Genomic DNA, 19,425 nt, shown 5'->3' with positions numbered 1-19,425 from the left:
CGCCTGTCGTCGTGTACGTCCTGCGTCAGGTCCCCAGAGGCGATCGCGTCCGCCAGGCCCACAGCACGCGCCAGCGGGCGCGTGATCGAGTGCACGATGAACATCACCATGAGCACGGCCAGAACGGACACCACCGACAGCGCCAGCAGGCCGAACAAGGCCACGCTGCGCATGGACTCGGAGGCCTCGCGCGCGGCGGCGTCGCGCAGCTCTTCCAGATGGGTGACGAATTCCTGCAGCGCCTGCGTGTATCCCTCGGCGACGGGCAGGAACTGCTTGAGCGTGAAATCCCGCTTGCCCGCTATGTCCGCATGGCGGATGTCCGGCGCCGTGCGCGCCACGGCCAGCAGGCGTTGGCGCGCGTCGGCAATCTTCTGCAACTGGCGCTTCTCGCCCTCGGTGACCGCCCCCTTGGTCAGCAGCGCCTGCAGCTCATCGATGGCCTTGACGTCCTTGTCCGCACGCTGGGAGAAGAACTGAGCGACCTCGTCCTCGCTCGCAGAGATGCTCGCGACGCTGCGGTCCACATAAAGGTTCACATGCGACTGCCAGCGCAATGCGTCGGAGATTCCGTGCTCGGTGCGCTGCACGCTGGCCAGCGATTGCTCCATCACGCCATGGGCGCGCCATTGGCTGAAGCCGGCAACGGCCAGCACCGCCACCAGCGTTCCCAGCACCAGCACCCACAGCTTGCGCCCCATGGGCATGTCATTGAGATTCATGTTCCGTTCCTTGTAATGAGCCGTTCAGCCTGCCCGGCGGGCTGAACGGGGACTGCAAGGGAACGCCTACTGCAGCGGCCATGCCGTCGCCGGCATGTGGCCACGACGCCATGGCCGAGGAACGGATGCAACCCCTCGGCCATGGTCACGCGACGGTAGGCCAGGGGCTTTGCGACCCCGCCTTTCGCACGGGTGTGCCCTTGTGTGCCGGAATTTTATTTGCAACCAAAAGATACAAATCAATGGAATCGGTGAAAACCCTTTTTTCAGCACAAATTCCCCGCCGCCTTCGGCGTCCGCGCAACACATGGCAAGAAAAAGCGCCCCGAGGGGCGCTGTTTCAGGAGGGGCGGACTGCCGTGGCGTTCGCCTTCCAGGACCGCGGTCAGTCTTCGACGAAGGCTTCTTCCCGCTTCTTGCTCACTGCCGGCAGCAGCACGATGATCAGCAGCAGCAGCGCGGCAGCCAACAGGCCGGCGGAGATGGGACGCGTCACGAACACGCTCCAGTCGCCCCGCGACAGCAGCAGTGCGCGGCGCAGGTTCTCTTCCATCATCGGACCCAGGATGAAGCCCAGCAACAGCGGTGCGGGTTCCACGCCCAGCTTGTAGAACAGGTAGCCGACGAAGCCGAAGGCACCCACCAGCCACACGTCGAAGGTGTTGTTGTTGGTGGAGTACACGCCGATCGCGCAGAACAGCACGATGGACGGGAACAGCCAGCGGTAGGGCACCGTCAGCAGCTTGATCCACATGCCGATCAGCGGCAGGTTCAGGATCACCAGCATGGCGTTGCCGATCCACATCGAAGCGATCAGGCCCCAGAACAGCTCGGGGTTGCTGGTCATCACCTGCGGGCCGGGCTGGATGTTGTGGATGGTCATGGCACCCACCATCAGCGCCATCACGGCGTTGGGCGGAATGCCCAGCGTCAGCAGCGGGATGAAGGAGGTCTGCGAACCGGCGTTGTTGGCCGACTCGGGAGCCGCCACGCCGCGGATGTTGCCCTTGCCGAACGGCACTTCGCCCGGATGCAGCTTGGTCTTCTTCTCGATCGTGTAGGCGGCGAAGGCCGACAGCAGCGCGCCGCCACCGGGCAGGATGCCCAACGCCGAGCCCAGGGCCGTGCCGCGGATCATGGCGGGAAGCATGCGCTTGAAGTCCTGCGCCGTGGGGAACAGGCCCTGCACCTTGGCGGTGAACACTTCACGCTCGTCGTCCGGCTTGGACAGGTTGGCGATGATTTCGCCGTAGCCGAACACGCCCATGGCGATCACGACGAAGTTGATGCCGTCGGTCAGCTCAGGAATGTCGAAGCTGTAGCGCGCCACGCCGGAGTTCACGTCCGTGCCCACCAGGCCCAGCAGCAGGCCCAGCACGATCATGCCCACGGCCTTGAGCAGCGAGCCCGAGGCCAACACCACGGCGCCGATCAGGCCCAGCACCATCAGCGAGAAGTACTCGGCAGGGCCGAACTTGAAGGCCACTTCGGTCAACGGCGGTGCGAAGGCCGCCAGGATCAGCGTACCCACGCAGCCCGCGAAGAACGAGCCGATGCCGGCGGCCGCAAGGGCCGGGCCCGCGCGGCCTGCGCGCGCCATCTGGTAGCCGTCGATCACTGTGACCACCGAGGACGATTCGCCCGGCAGGTTCACCAGGATGGCGGTGGTGGAGCCGCCGTACTGCGCGCCGTAGTAGATGCCAGCCAGCATGATCAGCGCGGCCACGGGCGGCAGCGCATAGGTGGCGGGCAGCAGCATGGCGATGGTCGCCACGGGGCCCACGCCGGGCAGCACGCCGATCAGCGTGCCCAGCAGACAGCCGACGAAGCAGTAGATCAGGTTCTGGAACGTAAACGCTACGCCAAAACCCATCGAGAGGTGTTCAAACAATTCCATGGTCTAGTCTCCCAATCAACCCACGATGAAGCTGGGCCAGACGGGGAACTGCAGTGCCAGTGCCCAAACGAAAGCCACGTAGCTGCCCACGGCCAGGATGGTGGCCAGGATGAAAACTTCCTTGAAGTTGAACTGGCTGCCCGCCAGGCTGGCCACGAAGGTCAGGCCGTAGATGGCAACGATCAGCCCCATGGCCGGAATGCCGAAGCTGGGCAGGCCTGCGAGCAGCACGCCGAACAGCAGGTTGGCACCGATGATGAAGAAGATCTGCTTCCAGGCCCACTTGCCGACCTTGTCGCCATCCACCGTCTCGATGACGGTGGACTTGAACATGATCACTGCGCCGATGATGGCCAGCAAAATGCCCAGCATCAACGGAAAGTAGCCCGGGCCCATGCGGGCGCCCGTTCCCACGCTGTACGTGGTGGCGCCCCAGGCGAAGCCCCCCCCCACAGCCAGGAACATGAGGCCGGAAAAGAAATCTTTCTGACTCTTGATTTTCACGAATGTCTCCCAAAAGGAACGCGACGGGCGATTGTGAAGTGCCCCACGCCCTCCCCCGATGTGGATTCCACCTACAGCCTGATACAAGTTTTCCCCTAGCTCGGGGTGCCCTCCTGGCGGCAGCGCCGTCACCAACCGCACAACGGCGCGCGCGAGGGGTGGCGCCGCATCACTCCAGCGGCGGCGTGGCCGCGATGACCTCTTCCAGCGTGGTCAGGCCCTCGGCGGCGCGCAGGGCGCCCGCCAGGCGCAGCGGGCGCATGCCGTCCTGCACGGCCTGGCGGCGCAGCGCGTCGATGGACGGCGCCTGGTGGATCTGCGCCTTCAGCGCCTCGCTCACCGTGAGCAGCTCATACAGCCCCATGCGGCCGCGAAAACCCGTCATCCGGCATTCCACGCAGCCCACGGGCCGGTAGGCCCGGTGGCCTCCGTTGATCTTCCACGGCTTGATCATGTCGGCCAGCGCCTCGGGGCTGGCCGCGGGGTCGAGCTGGCGGCACTGCTTGCACAGCGTGCGCACCAGGCGCTGCGCCAGCACGCCCAGCAGCGTGGCGTTGATGAGGTAGGGCGGCACGCCCAGCTCCATGAGCCGCGTGACGGCGCTGGGCGCGTCGTTGGTGTGCAGCGTGGAGAACACCAGGTGGCCGGTGAGCGCCGCCTGCACGGCCATGTCGGCGGTGGCCAGGTCGCGGATCTCGCCCACCATGATCACGTCCGGGTCCTGACGCATGAGGGCGCGCAGCCCCTCGGCGAAGGTGAAGTCGAGCTGCGGCTGCACCTGGGTCTGGTTGAAGCTGGGCTCGATCATCTCGATCGGGTCTTCCACCGTGCTCACGTTCACCTCTTCGGTGGCCACGCGCTTGAGCGTGGAGTACAGCGTGGTCGTCTTGCCCGAGCCCGTGGGCCCGGTCACGAGGATGATGCCGTGCGGCCGTTTGACCAGCGTCTCCCAGCGCTGCGCATCGTGCGGCGTGAAGCCCAGCGCATCCAGGTCCTTGACGGCGTTGTCGGGGTCGAAGATGCGCATCACCATCTTCTCGCCGAAGGCCGTGGGCAGCGTGGACAGGCGCATTTCCACCTCGTCGCCGCGCGGGTTGCGGGTCTTGATGCGGCCGTCCTGCGGGCGGCGCCGCTCCACCACGTCCATGCGCCCGAGCAGCTTCACGCGCGCCACCATGGCGTTGAGCACGCCCATGGGCATCTGGTAGACCGCGTGCAGCACGCCGTCGATGCGAAAGCGGATCACACCCTGCTCGCGCCGCGGCTCCAGGTGGATGTCGCTGGCGCGCTGGTCGAAGGCGTACTGCCACAGCCAGTCCACCACCTTGACCACGCCCTGGTCGTTCGCGTCGAGCTGCTTGTTGCTCTTGCCCAGCTCCACCAGCTGCTCGAAGCTGCTGCCGCCGGCACTGCCGCCGGCCTTCTGCGCGGCGCGCACCGACTTGGCCAGCGCATAGAACTCCGCCGTGTAGCGCGTGATGTCCTGCGGGTTGGCCATCACGCGGCGCACCGTGCGCTTGGACTGGCGCTCCACCTCGGCCACCCAGTCGTGCTGGAAGGGCTCGGCCGTGGCCACCACCACCTCCTTGCCCGTCACCTGCACCGGCAGCACCTTGTGGCGCTCGGCGTAGCTGGCGCTCATGGCGTCGGCCACGCGGCCCACGTCCACCTTCAACGGGTCGATGCGCAGGAACGCCAGGCCGCTGCGCTGGGCCACGTACTCGGTGAGCACGTCCACGTCCAGCGGCTTGCCGTCGCTGGCGCGCACCATGGCCACGTTGCCCAGGCGCACCAGCGGGTGCTGGCTGCTCTCGGCCTGCGAGCAGCGCGCGATGGTGCGCTGCGCCTGCTCGGCGCTGACCACGCCATCGGCGCGCAGCCACTCCACGATGCGGCGCCACTCCAGCGGGCCTGCGGGCGGACTCACGGCCGGGGCATGCAAGGTCTCGGCGAGGGATGCTGTACTCATGGCGTGGCGTGTGGACAGGGCGGTAGGAAAAAATCAGGCCACGGGCTTGAACACCCGCAGCCACTTGGGCGCCGGCAGGTCCCAGCGGGCCTGCACGGCCTCGGCGCGGGCCAGCAGCTCGGCGCGCTTGGGGCGCGTGGGCGTGCGCTGGGCCAGCACCACGGTGTTGCCCTCGCGCGTGGGCTTGAAGGCCCAGAGGGCGTCGTCGCCGAAGGCCTCGGCCAGCTTGGCGACGCTGCGCTCATAGCTGGAGGCACGGCCGAACAGGTTCACCGTGAGGCAGCCGTCCTCGCTCAGGAGCGCGCGGCAGTCGGCATAGAACTCGGCGCTGTCGAGCACGGGCGCGGCGGCCTCGTGGTCGTACAGGTCAACCTGCAGCGCATCCACCGTGCCCAGCCACTCGGGCTTCTTGATCTCCTGGGCCGCATCGGCCAGCACCACGCGCAGCTTGGGACCGTCGGGCGGCAGCTTGAACCAGGCCCGGCACACGGCCAGCACCTGCGGATTGAGCTCGATGGCAGTGCTGCACATGCGCAGCTTCTTGTGGCAGAACTTGGTGAGCGCGCCGGCCCCCAGGCCGAGCTGCATGGCATGGCGCTTGGACGCGCTCTCGGGTGCCACGAACAGCAGCCAGGCCATCATGCGCTGGACATATTCCAGCTCGATCTCGAACGGCTCGGCAATGCGCATGGAGCCCTGGATCCAGGGCGTGCCCAGGTGCAGGTGGCGCACCTCGCCATCGTCGGAGACGCTGACTTCGGGCAGTTCGGGGGAGGCGGTTTTCTTGCGGGTCAAATCGTTATACCAATCCAAAGGGAGCCAGGGCCTGGGCCCAGGCGTTCAGTTTTTTCTCGAAGCTCCACGACGCATTGGCCGGGCTGGTGGACGGCAGGCGCAGCGAAACGATGCGCGAGCCCGCATCCAGCCCCAGGCTGGTGCGCACGGCCCTGGCGTGGCGGAAGCTCTCCCCGCCATTGTGGGCGATGGCCGCCAACGCCGGCGCCTGCGCGAGCAGGCCGGCGAAGTCGTTCACCTGCGCATGGCGGATGCTGGTGTCCAGGCTGCCCTCGCGTTCGCAGGCGGCATACACGTCCCACAGGCCCAGGCCGCGCGCCAGCAGCCAGTCGCAGCGCTCCGCATACCGGGCGCGGTCGGGCAGCGGGTGCTGCGGCCACAGCGCCGCGAGGATGCGCCAGAAGTGGTTCTGCGCGTGGCCGTAGTACTGCTGCGCGGCAAGCGAGGCCACGCCCGGAAAGCTGCCCAGCACCAGCACGCGCGTACCCGCGCCCACCACGGGTGGCAGGCCCGCGAGCCGCGCGGCGGCCGGCGTTGGCGGAGGGGAAAAATCCATGGGGGTGAGCATCCAATGCAATGACGGAGACGGGAATACTATCAATTACATAGCTTCCCGCGCTTGATACATATTGCCTGGAGGCCAAAAACACTTGAAATCTACGCCAGCAGGCCGGCCAGCCGCGGCAAGGCCGCGCAGGCGTTGGCGCGCGTGGCCGCGGCCAGCTCTGCGCTGGAAATGCCGCGCAGCGCGGCCACCACCGCGCCGATGCGCGGCAGCTCCGCCGGGCTGTTGCGCGCCGGCGGGCTGCCCGCGGCGCGCTCGGCGGCCGTCACGTAGAGCCAGTGCGGGGGGATGTCGGGCGCGTCGGTTTCGAGCACCAGCGCCTCCAGCGGCAGCTCGGCCGCCAGGCGCCGCAGCTGCAGCGCGCGCTCGAAGGTGACGGCGCCGCCGAAACCCAGCTTGAATCCCAGGTCGATGAACGCCCTGGCCTGCTGCAGGCTGCCGTTGAAGGCATGGGCGATGCCGCCGCGCACGGGCAGCTCGCGCAGGCCCTTGAGCAACTGGTCGGCCGAGCGCCGCACATGCAGGATCACCGGCAGGTCCAGGCGGCGCGCGAGCTGCAGCTGCGCACGATAAAAGCGCGCCTGCCGCGCCGCGTCCAGCCCCGGCACGAAGAAGTCGAGCCCGATTTCGCCGATGGCCACCAGCCGCGGGTCATCCCGGTACTGCTGCGCCTGGCGCGCCAGCTCCTGCACATCGTCGTCGCCGGCCCTGCCGGTGTAGAGCGGATGGATGCCCAGCGCATAGCTGTCGCCGTGGCGATGCGCCATGGCGCGCACGGCCTGCAGGCTGGCCAGCTCCACGGCCGGCAGAACGCAGTGCGCCACGCCCGCGCGTGCGGCCCGTTGCCGCTCGGCATCGGCATAGGCCGCGCCGCCGTGGTCTTCAAACTCATCCAGGTGGCAATGGGTGTCGATCCAGACGTCCATGCGCCGGATCATGCCACCGCGCGGCCCCGCGAACGGAGCCGCCTGCACCCCGCCCTCAGTCGTTCTTGCGCAGGGGGCAGGTGTTCATGCCGAACAGCGAATACGCCGGGCAGGCCCCGGCCAGCCCCGTGAGCAGCGGCACCACGCCCAGCCAGCCCCACCAGCCCACGGTGCCCGTGGCCGCCAGGCCGACCAGCACCACCCCTGCGGCGATGCGCAGCCCACGATCCAAACCTCCGACGTTGCGCTTCATGACACTTCTCCTTGTTGAAAAAACGAACTCGCCTGCCCACGGCGCGCCGCGCGGCTCAGGGGCAAAAAATGGACTTGAGCGCGGCCACCAGCTTCTCCGCTGCAGGGTCGGCGATGCGGTAGTACAGGGTCTGCGCATCGCGCCGGAAGGTCACCAGGCCCTCGTCGCGCATGCGCCCCAGGTGCTGCGACAGCGCCGACTGGCTCAGATCCACCTGCGTCAGCAGCGTGCCCACCGAGGCCTCGCCCTGCTCGATGAGCAGGCACAGCACCAGCAGCCGGTGCTCGTTGCCGACGACGCGCAGCAGCGCCGCGGCCTTGGCCGCGCCCTGCTGCATGAACTCCCGATCGGCTGGGGTGACCACCATGCGCTCCTTGTTTGATGAATGTCTAAATTAATGTTTTCTAATTTAGGTGATACTAATTAACGTGTCAACGACGGCGCGCAAACGCCTCGCACTTTCATCGACCGCATCCTTTTTCTTCAGCAAGGAATCCCCATGACCACGTCCACCGACTACAAGACCCTCACCCGCGAAATCTCCGGCAACGTGAGCGAGCTGCGCGACAGCATTCCCCAGGTGATGCAGGGCTTCAACGCCCTGGGCAAGGCGGCGCTGGCGCCCGGCGCGATCGACGCCAAGACCAAGGAGCTGATCGCCCTGGGCATCGGCGTGGCCGCGCGCTGCGACGGCTGCATCGGCTTTCACACCCAGGCCCTGGCGCGCCTGGGCGCCACGCGCGCCGAGGTGCACGAGGTGCTGGGCATCGCCGTCTACATGGGCGGCGGCCCGTCGCTGATGTATGCCGCCAATGCCGTGGCCGCCTTCGATGAATGCGCGCCGGCACAGGCGCCCGCCGCCACGGCCTGACCGCGCGACGATGACCCGCCCGCCGCAGCGGGCGGGCAGCGGAAAAAAGCCGCCGCGCGCATGCGTGCAAGGGCGTTCCGTGCTACTGTGCAGACGAGCGCGCCGAGCCGCGCCCGCCCTTTCCCGGAGGTGATCGCATGCCCCGGCCCGCCCGCTACAGCCCTTCCCGCCGCGACCACACGCGCGTGGCCCAGGACGCGGCTCTGGCCGGCAGCTCGCCCCCTCTGGCGGACACACCCCACACGGCGCCGCCCCCCTCTTCCCCAGCGACCGCACCAGTGGCACCGCCACGCTGGCGGCTGCAGCCGCTGCAATGGGTTGTGATCGTTCTGCTGGCTGCGCTGCTGGCCATGGCGTGGTGGCGGCTGCCGGCGCCGCAGCCGCGCATCACGCAAAAGGCCATCGACGCGGCCGTGCTGCACACGCTGGAAAACCACACCCTGCCCTCGGCCGCCGCGCGCGCGGCGGCGGCCGTGGCGCCGTCGGTGGTGCGCGTGCTGAGCTTTGCGCAGAAGAAGGGCCAGGAGGTCGAGCACGGCGTGGGCACGGGCGTGGTGATCGTGGACACGGGCACCATCCTCACCAACCTGCATGTGGTGCAGGGCGCAGCGCGCGTGAGCGTGACCTTCGCCGACGGCACGGAATCGGGCGCCAGCATGATCGGCGTGCAACCCGAGAACGACCTGGCCGTGCTGCAGGCGCACAAGGTGCCCGACGACCTGCAGGCCGCGCCGCTGCGCTCCACGCAGAACCTGCGCACGGGCGACGGCGTGGTGGCCATCGGCTTTCCCTTCGGCATCGGGCCCTCGGCATCGGCGGGCGTGGTCTCGGGCCTGCGGCGCGAGTTCGAGTCGCCCGAGGGCCGCCAGGAGCTGCGCAACCTGATCCAGTTCGACGCGGCGGCCAACCCCGGCAACTCGGGCGGTCCGCTGATCACGCTGGACGGCGAGGTCGTGGGCATCGTCACCGCCATCCTCAACCCCACGTCCGCGCGCACCTTCATCGGCATCGGCTTTGCCGTGCCCATAGAGAACGCGGCGCTGGCCGTGGGCGTGCCGCCGTTCTGATCCGCCATTGCCCGCCCTTCCGCTCAAGGAGACCCACCATGCAGACAGCCCCCACGCCCTCCGCCATGAGTGCCACGGCCACGCTGATGGAGCAGATCCTCTACGAGGTCAAACGCGTCGTGGTCGGGCAGGACCGCTTTCTGGAGCGCGTCATGGTGGCCATGCTGGCCCAGGGCCATCTGCTGGTGGAGGGCGTGCCCGGGCTGGCCAAGACGCTCACCGTGAAGACCCTGGCGAGCTGCATCCAGGGGCGGTTCAAGCGCATCCAGTTCACGCCCGACCTGGTGCCTGCCGACCTGATCGGCACGCGCATGTACAACCTGCGCACGGGCGAGTTCAGCACCACGCTCGGCCCCGTGTTCACCCACCTGCTGCTGGCCGACGAGATCAACCGCGCGCCCGCCAAGGTGCAGAGCGCGCTGCTGGAGGTGATGCAGGAGCGCCAGGTGACCATTGCCGGCGAGACCCACCCCGTGCCCGAGCCATTCGTGGTCATGGCCACGCAGAATCCCATCGAGACCGAGGGCACCTACCAGCTGCCCGAGGCCCAGGTGGACCGCTTCATGATGAAGGCGCTCATCGACTACCCCAGCGAGGAAGAGGAGTTCGTCATCGCCCAGCGCGCGCTGGCCCCCGCCGTACAGGTGGCGCCCGTGGCCACCACCGAGCAGTTGGCCGCGCTGCAGCGGGAATGCCGCATGGTGTACGTGGACCCCTCGCTCATCCAGTACGCCGTGCGCCTGGTGGCCGCCACGCGCGCACCGCAGCAGCATGGCCTCAAGGAGCTGGCCGGCCACATCGCCTGCGGCGCCAGCCCCCGCGCCACCATTGCGCTGGCCGAGGGCGCGCAGGCCCTGGCCATGCTGCGCGGGCGGGCCTATGTGCTGCCCGAGGACATGCTGGACCTGGCCCCCGACGTGCTGCGCCACCGCCTCTCGCTGACCTATGAGGCGCTGGCCGAGGGCCTGGATGCCGACGCCCTCATCCAGCGCATCATGGCGCATGTGCCGGCGCCCGTGCGCGCGCTGCACCACCCGGCCGACGAGGCCGCCGGCGCGGAGGCCCGCCGTGCCTGAGCCGTCCGCTACCGCTGCCCTACCAACCCCGGGCCCGTCCGCCGCCGCAGCCGAGCGTCTGCTGCGGCGCCTGGAGTGGACGGTGATCCGCCGCCTGGACGGCCTGCTGCAGGGCGACTGGCGCACGCTGCTGCGCGGCAGCGGCATCGACCTGGCCGACCTGCGCGAATACCAGTCGCACGACGACGTGCGCCACATCGACTGGAACGTCACGGCCCGCCTGGCCACGCCCCATGTGCGCGTGTTCACCGAAGACCGCGACATGACGGCTTGGTTCCTGCTCGACCTCAGCCCCTCGGTGGACTTCGGCCCGCCGGGCCAGGCCAAGCGCGACCTGCTGGCCGGCTTCGTGGGGGTGCTGGCGCGCCTGCTCACGCGCCACGGCAACCGCGTGGGCGCCGTGCTGCACGACGGCCGCGCGGGCGCCGGCCAGGTGCTGCCCGCGCGCGGCGGGCGCCGCCAGGTGCTGCGGCTGCTGCACGCCCTCCTGCCCGGCGCCCCGCCGCCCAGCTTTGCCACGCCCCCCGGCACCACCGAGCTGCAGCGCCTGCTGCGCAGCGCCCAGGGCGCGCTGCGCCGGCGCTCGGCGGTGTTCGTGGTCTCGGACTTCCTGAGCACGCCCGGCTGGGAGCAGCCCCTGGCCCAGTTGGCCCGGCGGCACGACGTGGTGGCCGTGCGCCTGCTCGACCCGCTGGAGCTGGAGCTGCCCGACGCCGGCCTGCTGCTGCTGCGCGACCCCGAGACCGGCGAACACCTGCAGGTGGACACGCACGACCGCGGCTTTCGCCACCGCTTCGCGCGCCTGGCGGCCCAGCGCGAGGCCCAGCTGCGCGCCAGCCTGGCGCGCGCCGGCGCCGACACGCTGGAGCTGGCCACGGACGAAGACCTGCTCGGCGCGCTGCTGCGCTTCATGGAACTGCGCGGGCGCCGCCCCCGCCTGCCGGCCGGCAGCCCGGCCCGGGCCGCCGGCGGCTGAGCCGCACACGCAACCGCGCAAAGGAGTCGTCCATGGTGTTCCTCTGGCCTACCTTCCTGTGGCTGCTGCCCGGCCTGCCGCTGCTGGTGCTGCTCTACGTCTGGCTGCAGCGCCGGCGCAAGGCCGCGGCCGTGCACTACCCGGCCCTGGGCCTGGTGCGCCAGGCGCTGGGCACGGGCCACCGCTGGCGCCGCCATCTGCCGCCACTGCTGTTCCTGCTGGGCCTGGCCGCGCTGCTGGTGGCCGCCGCACGGCCCCTGGCGGTGATCCAGCTGCCCTCGCAGCAGCAGACCATCATCCTGGCCATGGATGTCTCGGGCAGCATGCGCGCCACCGACGTGGAGCCCGACCGCCTCACGGCCGCGCAGAACGCCGCCAAGGCCTTCATCACCGACCTGCCGCGCCATGTGCGCGTGGGCGTGGTGGCCTTCGCCGGCAGCGCCCAGCTTGCCCAGCTGCCCACCCAGAGCCACGAGGACCTGCTCCAGGCCATCGACAGCTTCCAGCTGCAGCGCGGCACGGCCACGGGCAACGGCATCATGCTGGCGCTGGCCACGCTGTTTCCCGATGCCGGCATCGACATCGCCGCCCTGGGCGGGCGCCAGTCCATGCGCGTGCAGTCCATCGACGAGGCGGAGCGCGCCGAATCCACCAAAAAGCCCTTCACCCCCGTGGCGCCCGGCTCGTACCGCTCGGCCGCCATCATCATGCTCACCGACGGCCAGCGCACCACCGGCGTGGACCCGATGGAGGCCGCACAATGGGCCGCGGACCGCGGCGTGCGCGTGTACACCGTTGGCGTGGGCACGGTGCAGGGCGAGACCATCGGCTTCGAGGGCTGGTCCATGCGCGTGCGCCTGGACGAGGACACGCTGAAGGCGATCGCCCTGCGCACCAACGCCGAATACTTCCACGCCGCCTCCGCGCAGGACCTGCGCAAGGTGTACGAAACCCTGAGCTCGCGGCTCACGGTGGAAAAGAAGGAGACCGAGGTGTCCGCCCTGCTGGCCCTGGCCGGGGCCGCGCTGATGCTGGCGGCGGCGGGGTTGTCGGTGTGGTGGTTCGGACGGGTTCTATGAGTATTTTTCGGCCCTGGCGCTTATCTATCAAGCGCTAGTAGCTACTCTTTTTGATGTGGCTGGCCGGGATGTGCGCCCGGCTGCGCACTCACTTTCTTTTGCTTCGCCAAAAGAAAGTAAGCAAAGAAAAGGCGACCCTGCTGTCCGTGACCCCGCTGCTGTGCAGCGGGGCAACCTGCGATGCTCGGTCTGTGCGGGGTCTCGCTCGAACTCGCGCCTGCGGCGCTCAGACAATCGCGAGCCCTGATCCGCCCAGCCCTGCGCTTCTCGGCACGGCCAGAAGGGCTTGGGCAATACGGGCCATCGCTGCGCTCGGCCCAGTTCAATCAAAAAGAATAGCTACCAACGCTTACCCCGCAAGCGCTAGAGCCACTTTTAACCCAAAACCCCGGACACCAGCCGCACCACCCGGTCGCAGCGTGCCGCCAGCGACTCGTCGTGCGTCACCATCACGAAGGCCGTGCCCTGCTCGCGCGCCAGCCGCAGCATGAGCTGGAACACCGCGTCGGCCGTGGCGCGGTCCAGGTTGCCCGTGGGCTCGTCGGCCAGCACGCAGGCCGGGCGCGCGACCAGGGCGCGCGCGATGGCCACGCGCTGGCGCTCGCCGCCCGACAGTTCCGCCGGCCGGTGGTGCACGCGCTCGCCCAGGCCCACCGCCTGGAGCATGTGCACGGCCTGTTCGATGCACTGCGCATAGGGCTCGCGCCGGATGCGCAGCGGCATGGCCACGTTGTCCTGCGCGCTGAATTCGGGCAGCAGGTGGTGGAACTGGTAGATGAAGCCCAGGTGCTCGTTGCGCAGCCGCCCCTGCTGCGCCGGCGACAGCGCGCCCAGCGCCTGGCCCTTGAGCGTCACCGTGCCCGCGGACGGCGCGTCCAGCCCGCCCAGCAGGTGCAGCAGCGTGCTCTTGCCCGAGCCCGAGGCGCCCACCACGGCCAGGGTCTCGCCGGCATGCACCTGCAGGTCGATGCCCTTGAGCACGGTCACGTCCAGCCGCCCCTCGGTGAAGCGCTTGGTCAGGCCCCGGGCTTGCAGAACCACCGTGTTGTTGTTGTCACTCATAGCGCAGCGCCTCGGCGGGGTTCACGCGGCTGGCGCGCCAGCTCGGGTACAGGGTGGCCACGAAGGCCAGCAACAGGGAAATGACGCCGATGGGCACGATGTCGCGGCTTTGCGGGTCGCTGGGCATCTGGCTGATGAGGTAGATGTCCTTGGGCAGGAAACTGGCGTTCAGCGCCCGCTCGATGGCCGGCACGATCACGTCGATGTTGAAGGCGATGCCCAGGCCCAGCAGCAGCCCGGCCAGCGTGCCGATCACGCCCACCATGGCACCCTGCACCACGAAGATGCCCATGATGCTGCGCGGGCTGGCGCCCAGGGTGCGCAGGATGGCGATGTCGGCGCGCTTGTCGGTCACGGTCATGACCAGCGTGGACACCAGGTTGAACGCCGCCACGGCGACGATCAGCGTGAGGATGATGAACATCATGCGTTTTTCGAGCTGCACGGCGGCGAACCAGGTGCGGTTTTGCTGCGTCCAGTCGCGGATCAGCAGGTTGCCCGAAAGGCTGTGCGCCAGCTGCTGCGTCACCTCGGGCGCCGCGTGCAGATCCTTGAGCTTCAGGCGCACGCCGGTCGGCCCCTCCAGGCGGAAGATGCGCTCCGCATCCTGGTGGTGCAGCAGCACCAGGGCCGAGTCGTATTCATAGTGGCCCGAATTGAACGTGCCCGCCACCGTCATCTGCTTGAGGCGCGGCACCACGCCCGCGGGCGTGACCTGGCCGGCCGGGGCGATCAGCGTCACCGGGTCGCCGGCCACCACGCCCAGCTGGCGCGCCAGCTCGCTGCCCAGCACCACGCGGAACTCGCCCGGCACCAGCACCTTTAGCCCCTCCACGTTCTCGGCGGCCAGGTCGGTCACCTCGGCCTCGCGCTGCGGGTCGATGCCGCGCACCAGCGCGCCCTTCATGTCCTCGCCGCGCGCCAGCAGCGCCTGCGAGGCCACGAACGGCGCCGCGCCCACCACCTGGGGGTTGCGGCGCGCCTCGGCCAGGGTGCGCTCCATGTCGGGCAGCGCGGCGCCGCCCGGCGCGAAGATCTCGATGTGCGAGACCACGCTGAGCATGCGGTCGCGCACCTCCTTCTGAAAGCCGTTCATCACGCTCAGCACGATGATCAGCGCCGCCACCCCCAGCGCAATGCCCAGCATGGACACGCCCGAGATGAACGAGATGAAGCCATTGCGCCGCGTGGCGCGGCCCGCCCGGGTGTAGCGCCAGCCCAGGGCCAGTTCGTAGGGAATTTGCATGGTGTTGGAAATTGCGCGGTACGGCGCGGGGCGAAGGGGATTCGGTGGTGGGGAAACGCCCGCCCGACAGCGCCCGCGATTGTGGCATCCCGGACAATACCCCCCATGCCCGTCACCCCCCATTTGCTGATTCCCCTGGCCGCCAGCCCGGCCGAGGGGTGCCGGCAGGCCCTGCAGAACCTGGCCCTGCCCCACCTGGACCGGCTGCTGGCCCGCCTGTCGCCCGCCGATGCCGACACCGGCGCCGAGACCGATTTCACTCCGCCCCACGAACGCGCCCTGGCCCGCCACCTGGGCCTGCCCGCCGGCCCGCAGGGCACCACGCCCTGGGCCGCCTGGCACCGGCAGCAGGTGCACCCCGGCCTGCCGGGCGACGCCTGGGCCTTCGTCACCCCCTGCCAGTGGCAGGTGGGCGCCGACCATGTGATGCTCACCGACCCGGCGCGGCTGCAGCTGGACGAGGCCGCCTCGCGCGCGCTGCTGGCCATCGTCGCGCCATGGTTCGCCGAGGACGGCATCGCCCTGCACTACGACCAGCCCACGCGCTGGCTGGCGCAGGGCGCGGTGTTCGCCGACCTGGCCACCGCCTCGCTGGACCGCGTGGTGCAGCGCGACGTGCGCGCCTGGATGCCCGACCCCGCCCAGGCCCGCCTGCTGCACCGCCTGCACAGCGAGATGCAGATGCTGCTCTACACCCACCCCTTCAACGACGCGCGCGCCGCCCAGGGCCTGCCGCCCGTCAACGCCTTCTGGGTGCATGGCGCGGGCGCCCTGCCCCGGCCGCCCGCGGCCACCCCGCCCCCGGAGATGCCGACCGACCTGCTGCAGGCCGCCCTGCGCGAGGACTGGCACGCCTGGAGCGCGGCCTGGGCCGCGCTGGACGCCGGCCCCCTGGCCCGCCTGGCTGCCCATGTGGCCCAAGGCGGCGCGGCGCGCCTCACCCTGTGCGGCGAACGCAGCGCCCTGGCCTGGGACACGGCGCCGCGCGGCCTGGGGCAGCGCATTCAAAGCCTTTTCAGGCCCCAGCGCTTTACCGATATGCGCGACAAGCTATGAAAATAATAGCAAGAGACATTCCCCCCCGCGCCGTCTGGCTGCTGGAGCAGGCCGGCGTGCACCCGCTGCTGGCGCGCCTGTACGCGGCGCGCGGCATCTGCGCCAAGGAAGAGCTGGACGACGCCCTGGCCCTGCTGCTGCCGCCCGATACGCTCAAGGGCGTGCAGCAGGCCGCCACGCTGCTGGCCGACGCCATGGCCCAGGACCAACGCCTGCTGATCGTGGCCGACTACGACTGCGACGGCGCCACCGCCTGCGCCGTGGGCGTGCGCGGCCTGCGGCTGCTGGGCGCGCGCCAGGTCGACTACCTGGTGCCCGACCGCGTGGTGGACGGCTACGGCCTGACCCCGCCGATCGCCCGGCGCGTGCACGAGCGCGGCGCCGACCTGCTGATCACCGTGGACAACGGCATCGCCAGCGTCGAGGGCGTGGCCGAGGCCAAGGCCCTGGGCCTGGCGGTGCTGGTCACCGACCACCACCTGCCCGGCCCCCAATTGCCCGCGGCCGACGCCATCGTCAACCCCAACCAGCCCGGCTGCGGCTTCGAGAGCAAGTCCATCGCCGGCGTGGGCGTGATGTTCTACGTGCTGCTGGCGCTGCGCGCCGAACTGCGCGCGCGCGGCCTGTTCGACAAGGCCAGCCAGCCCAAGCTGGAGCCGCTGCTGCCCCTGGTCGCCCTGGGCACCGTGGCCGACGTGGTGCGCCTGGACAGCAACAACCGCCGCCTGGTGGCGCAGGGCCTCAAGCGCATTCGCGCCGGCCACATGCAGGCCGGCATCCAGGCCCTGTTCGACGCGGCCGGGCGCAAGGCTCCGGCGGCCACCACCTTCGACTTCGGCTTCGCCCTCGGCCCGCGCATCAACGCCGCCGGCCGCCTGGCCGACATGACGCTGGGCATCGAATGCCTGCTGACCGACGACCCGGCGCGCGCTGCCGACCTGGCGCGCCAGCTCGACGCCATCAACCGCGAACGCCGCGAGCTGGAGGGCGGCATGCGCGAGCAGGCCCTGCTGCTGGCCGAGGACCTGTTCGACGAGGGCGAGGAGCCGCCGCCCGCCATCAGCGTGTTCGACCCGGACTTCCACGAGGGCGTGGTGGGCATCGTGGCCTCGCGCCTCAAGGACAAGCTGCACCGCCCCACCTTCGTGTTCGCGGCCAGCAGCGCGCCGGGCAAGGAGCATGAGCTCAAGGGCTCGGGCCGGTCGATCCCCGGCTTTCACCTGCGCGACGCGTTAGACCTGGTGGCCAAGCGCCACCCGGGCGTGATCCTGAAGTTCGGCGGCCACGCCATGGCCGCCGGCTGCACCGTGGCCGAGGAGCATTTCGACACCTTCGAGCAGGCCTTCGCCCAGGTCGCGCAGGAATGGCTGGATGCCGCCACGCTCACGCGCCGGCTGGAGACCGACGGCCCCCTGGCGCCCGAATACTGCCGCGCGGAACTGGTGGACACCCTGCACCGCGAGGTCTGGGGCCAGGGCTTTGCCCCGCCCACCTTCAGCGAAGAGGTGCAGGTGCTGAGCCAGCGCCTGGTGGGCGAGGGCCGCAACCACCTGCAGCTCAAGCTGCTGCACCAGGGCCAGCCGGTGGACGCCATCTGGTTCGGCCACACCGAGCAGCTGCCCGAGCGCGCGCTGCTGGCCTTCCGGCTGGACGTGAACGAGTGGCGCGGGGAACGCAAGGTGCAGTTCCTCGTCGAGGGCGTGCAGAGCGGCGGCTGAGATGCCGCACAGGCTGGGCCCGCGCCGAAGGGCACGCCCAGCGCGCCCCATCCCCCATCAGTAGGCCAGCAGCGTTTCGGGCGCGGGCACGACGGTCTGTATCACCCAACCCGCCGATCCCGGTTGCGCGGGAACGCCCGGGCTGCCACCCCGACCGCCCGCACCGCCTGCGGCACCGCCGCCCCCTCCAGCCTGGTCGGCGTTGCCGGCGTCGGTACCCGCCGTTCCCCCGTTGGCCAATACCGAGCCCGTGACCGCTGGTGCCGATGTGGCGACGAGGTGCACGATGCCGCCGCCGCCACCGCCGCCGCCACCAACCCCCAGGCCGTTGACGGCGCCGTCCCCGCCGGCCGCCCCCTTGCCGCCATTGGCGCGCACGTTGCCGCCGATCGAGATGCCGCCCTTCGCCGCCAGCAACACCCAGCCGCCCGCGCCGCCGCCCGCACCCGGGACATCCGCGCCACCACCGCCTGCCACTGCGTCGGCCCCGTTGGCCAGGACGGCCCCGCCCCCAGTCACACTGAGGGTGCCCGCCGCCAGAACGGCCACCGCGCCGCCGCCCGCACCGCCGAGTGCGGCCGGCGTACCGCGCCCCGCGCCCCCCGCCGCCACCGGCGGATGCCGAAGCCCCGCCGCAGACAAGCGCGGCAGCGGTATGCCCCCCGCCGGGGAGCCGGCCGCGGCGAGCGCGATCCCCGGGTGGGGCGCACCGCCCCCGTTGTCACGGGAAGCGTCCTGAACCACGAGCTGGCCGGAGATCGACACGTTTCCCGTTGCCCGCAAGACGGTGCCACTGGGAACGATCAGCGTGCCTGCGATCGTGAGCGTGCTGAACTGCAGGTTGGCGGAGGGGCTGCCCATGCTCCAGTCGAGCGTGTTGCCCATCGCCACGGTCAGCGCTCCGGCAGATCCGTCACCAAAGACCCCCATGGTGCCCCCGGGCCCCTGGGGACCCGTGGCTCCCGTTGCACCGGCGGCGCCCTGCGGACCTGCCGGCCCCTGCGGTCCAGCGGCGCCTGCAGCACCCGCGGGACCTGCCGGCCCCTGCGGCCCAGCGGCACCGTCCGTTCCGGCGGGCCCCGCCGGACCTGCGGGCCCAGCGGGCCCTGTCAGGGCACCGGCCGCGCAGCCACCCAGGGTTCCGCTCGGACCGTCAAAGCACAGCGGTTGGGTCTGCGTGGATTGGTCCTTCAATGCCGGCAGCGACACGGGACCTGCTCCGTCCACCCGCAGCAGCACCTGCGCGCCGGAAGGGTCTGTGACAGCCACACCACTGGCGGGCGCCGGCTGCAGGCGGATATCAGCCGCGGCACCAGCGAGGGGCGCGGCGAGAGCCAACGCGCTCAAGGCGCGGAACGCGAAAGCGTGCATGATTTGACGCAGTCCACAGGGTTTGCAGAAAGCACGACGTCCGGCGCCGTGCCCGGAAAATCAGCCCCCGCCTCACCACCGCGGGAAAGAGACCGAGGCCACGGCGTTCAGAAGCTCTCCCAGTCGTCGTCCCCGCCCGCCATCGCCGGCGCCTTGGCGCTGGCAATCTGCGCCGGTGCCGCCACCGCTGGCTTGGCCGCGGGCTTGGCCACCGCCGGGCGGGCTGGGGCGCTCACCGCCTTGGCCGCCGGGGCCTTCACCATGGGGGTCCG

General features: G+C 70.3%; 19 protein-coding genes and 1 riboswitch. Of the genes, 7 read left to right on the top strand and 12 right to left on the bottom strand.

Translation table 11 applies throughout. The features are described 5' to 3' along the window. The 9 genes from BP68_RS18945 to BP68_RS18905 form a co-directional block, all read right to left on the bottom strand. A partial coding sequence (locus BP68_RS18945) for an MCP four helix bundle domain-containing protein (RefSeq protein ID WP_496374699.1) occupies positions 1-722 on the bottom strand: 722 nt, incomplete at its 3' end. 123 nt (positions 723-845) lie between these two features. Continuing rightward, a riboswitch (cyclic di-GMP riboswitch) is annotated at positions 846-931 on the bottom strand. Between the two features lie 176 nt (positions 932-1,107). Continuing rightward, a complete protein-coding gene (locus tag BP68_RS18940; protein WP_496374697.1) occupies positions 1,108-2,619 on the bottom strand; it encodes a tripartite tricarboxylate transporter permease in 1,512 nt (503 codons plus the stop codon). A 15-nt stretch (positions 2,620-2,634) separates the two neighbouring features. Beyond that, positions 2,635-3,123 (bottom strand): tripartite tricarboxylate transporter TctB family protein, encoded by a 489-nt coding sequence (locus tag BP68_RS18935; RefSeq protein ID WP_496374694.1) that lies wholly within the window; start codon positions 3,121-3,123, stop codon positions 2,635-2,637. A gap of 169 nt (positions 3,124-3,292) precedes the next feature. Then, complete coding sequence (gene tfpB, locus BP68_RS18930; protein WP_496374692.1) at positions 3,293-5,092, bottom strand: type IV pilus assembly ATPase TfpB; 1,800 nt, start codon at positions 5,090-5,092, stop codon at positions 3,293-3,295. Positions 5,093-5,125: 33 nt separating this feature from the next. Beyond that, positions 5,126-5,887: a class I SAM-dependent methyltransferase gene (locus BP68_RS18925; protein WP_496374690.1), complete on the bottom strand. Its 762-nt coding sequence runs from the start codon at positions 5,885-5,887 to the stop codon at positions 5,126-5,128. Between the two features lie 4 nt (positions 5,888-5,891). Further along, entirely contained in the window at positions 5,892-6,443 is a 552-nt protein-coding gene (locus tag BP68_RS18920; protein WP_496374688.1) for a DNA-deoxyinosine glycosylase, read from the bottom strand. Positions 6,444-6,544: 101 nt separating this feature from the next. Further along, a complete protein-coding gene (locus BP68_RS18915; RefSeq protein WP_496374686.1) occupies positions 6,545-7,378 on the bottom strand; it encodes a TatD family hydrolase in 834 nt (277 codons plus the stop codon). A gap of 55 nt (positions 7,379-7,433) precedes the next feature. Next, a complete protein-coding gene (locus tag BP68_RS18910; RefSeq protein WP_496374684.1) occupies positions 7,434-7,631 on the bottom strand; it encodes a YgaP family membrane protein in 198 nt (65 codons plus the stop codon). A gap of 55 nt (positions 7,632-7,686) precedes the next feature. Next, positions 7,687-7,998 carry an ArsR/SmtB family transcription factor gene (locus BP68_RS18905; RefSeq protein WP_496374682.1) on the bottom strand — a complete coding sequence of 104 codons (312 nt, stop codon included), beginning with the start codon at positions 7,996-7,998 and terminating at the stop codon, positions 7,687-7,689. Positions 7,999-8,130: 132 nt separating this feature from the next. On the opposite strand from BP68_RS18905, the gene BP68_RS18900 reads away from it, so the two are divergent. From BP68_RS18900 to BP68_RS18880, 5 genes are all read left to right on the top strand, one after another. Continuing rightward, positions 8,131-8,502, top strand: coding sequence for a carboxymuconolactone decarboxylase family protein (locus BP68_RS18900; protein WP_496374680.1), 372 nt, complete (start codon positions 8,131-8,133; stop codon positions 8,500-8,502). 137 nt (positions 8,503-8,639) lie between these two features. Continuing rightward, positions 8,640-9,569 carry a S1C family serine protease gene (locus BP68_RS18895; RefSeq protein ID WP_496374678.1) on the top strand — a complete coding sequence of 310 codons (930 nt, stop codon included), beginning with the start codon at positions 8,640-8,642 and terminating at the stop codon, positions 9,567-9,569. 38 nt (positions 9,570-9,607) lie between these two features. Beyond that, positions 9,608-10,645, top strand: a complete 1,038-nt coding sequence (locus tag BP68_RS18890; protein ID WP_496374676.1) for an AAA family ATPase — start codon at positions 9,608-9,610, stop codon at positions 10,643-10,645. Then, positions 10,638-11,621, top strand: a complete 984-nt coding sequence (locus BP68_RS18885; protein ID WP_496374674.1) for a DUF58 domain-containing protein — start codon at positions 10,638-10,640, stop codon at positions 11,619-11,621. The genes BP68_RS18890 and BP68_RS18885 overlap by 8 nt, the downstream gene beginning before the upstream one ends. 32 nt (positions 11,622-11,653) lie before the next feature. After that, a complete protein-coding gene (locus tag BP68_RS18880) occupies positions 11,654-12,700 on the top strand; it encodes a VWA domain-containing protein (RefSeq protein WP_496374672.1) in 1,047 nt (348 codons plus the stop codon). A 375-nt stretch (positions 12,701-13,075) separates the two neighbouring features. Here BP68_RS18880 and lolD read toward each other — a convergent pair whose 3' ends face one another. Beyond that, complete coding sequence (gene lolD, locus BP68_RS18875) at positions 13,076-13,762, bottom strand: lipoprotein-releasing ABC transporter ATP-binding protein LolD (RefSeq protein WP_496374670.1); 687 nt, start codon at positions 13,760-13,762, stop codon at positions 13,076-13,078. Beyond that, positions 13,755-15,008: a lipoprotein-releasing ABC transporter permease subunit gene (locus BP68_RS18870; RefSeq protein ID WP_496374668.1), complete on the bottom strand. Its 1,254-nt coding sequence runs from the start codon at positions 15,006-15,008 to the stop codon at positions 13,755-13,757. Before BP68_RS18870 ends, lolD begins: the two co-directional genes overlap by 8 nt. Positions 15,009-15,113: 105 nt before the next feature. On the opposite strand from BP68_RS18870, the gene BP68_RS18865 reads away from it, so the two are divergent. After that, positions 15,114-16,064 (top strand): phosphoglycerate mutase, encoded by a 951-nt coding sequence (locus BP68_RS18865; protein WP_496374666.1) that lies wholly within the window; start codon positions 15,114-15,116, stop codon positions 16,062-16,064. Then, positions 16,061-17,782 carry a single-stranded-DNA-specific exonuclease RecJ gene (recJ, locus tag BP68_RS18860; RefSeq protein ID WP_496374664.1) on the top strand — a complete coding sequence of 574 codons (1,722 nt, stop codon included), beginning with the start codon at positions 16,061-16,063 and terminating at the stop codon, positions 17,780-17,782. The genes BP68_RS18865 and recJ overlap by 4 nt, the downstream gene beginning before the upstream one ends. A 57-nt stretch (positions 17,783-17,839) precedes the next feature. Here recJ and BP68_RS18855 read toward each other — a convergent pair whose 3' ends face one another. After that, positions 17,840-18,673, bottom strand: coding sequence for a hypothetical protein (locus tag BP68_RS18855; protein ID WP_496374662.1), 834 nt, complete (start codon positions 18,671-18,673; stop codon positions 17,840-17,842). Positions 18,674-19,425 lie beyond the last annotated feature (752 nt).

The organism is Diaphorobacter oryzae DSM 22780 (assembly GCF_059568935.1).
The sequence above is the reverse complement of the archived record's forward strand: the minus strand, read 5'-3'. Positions and strand labels throughout refer to the sequence as shown.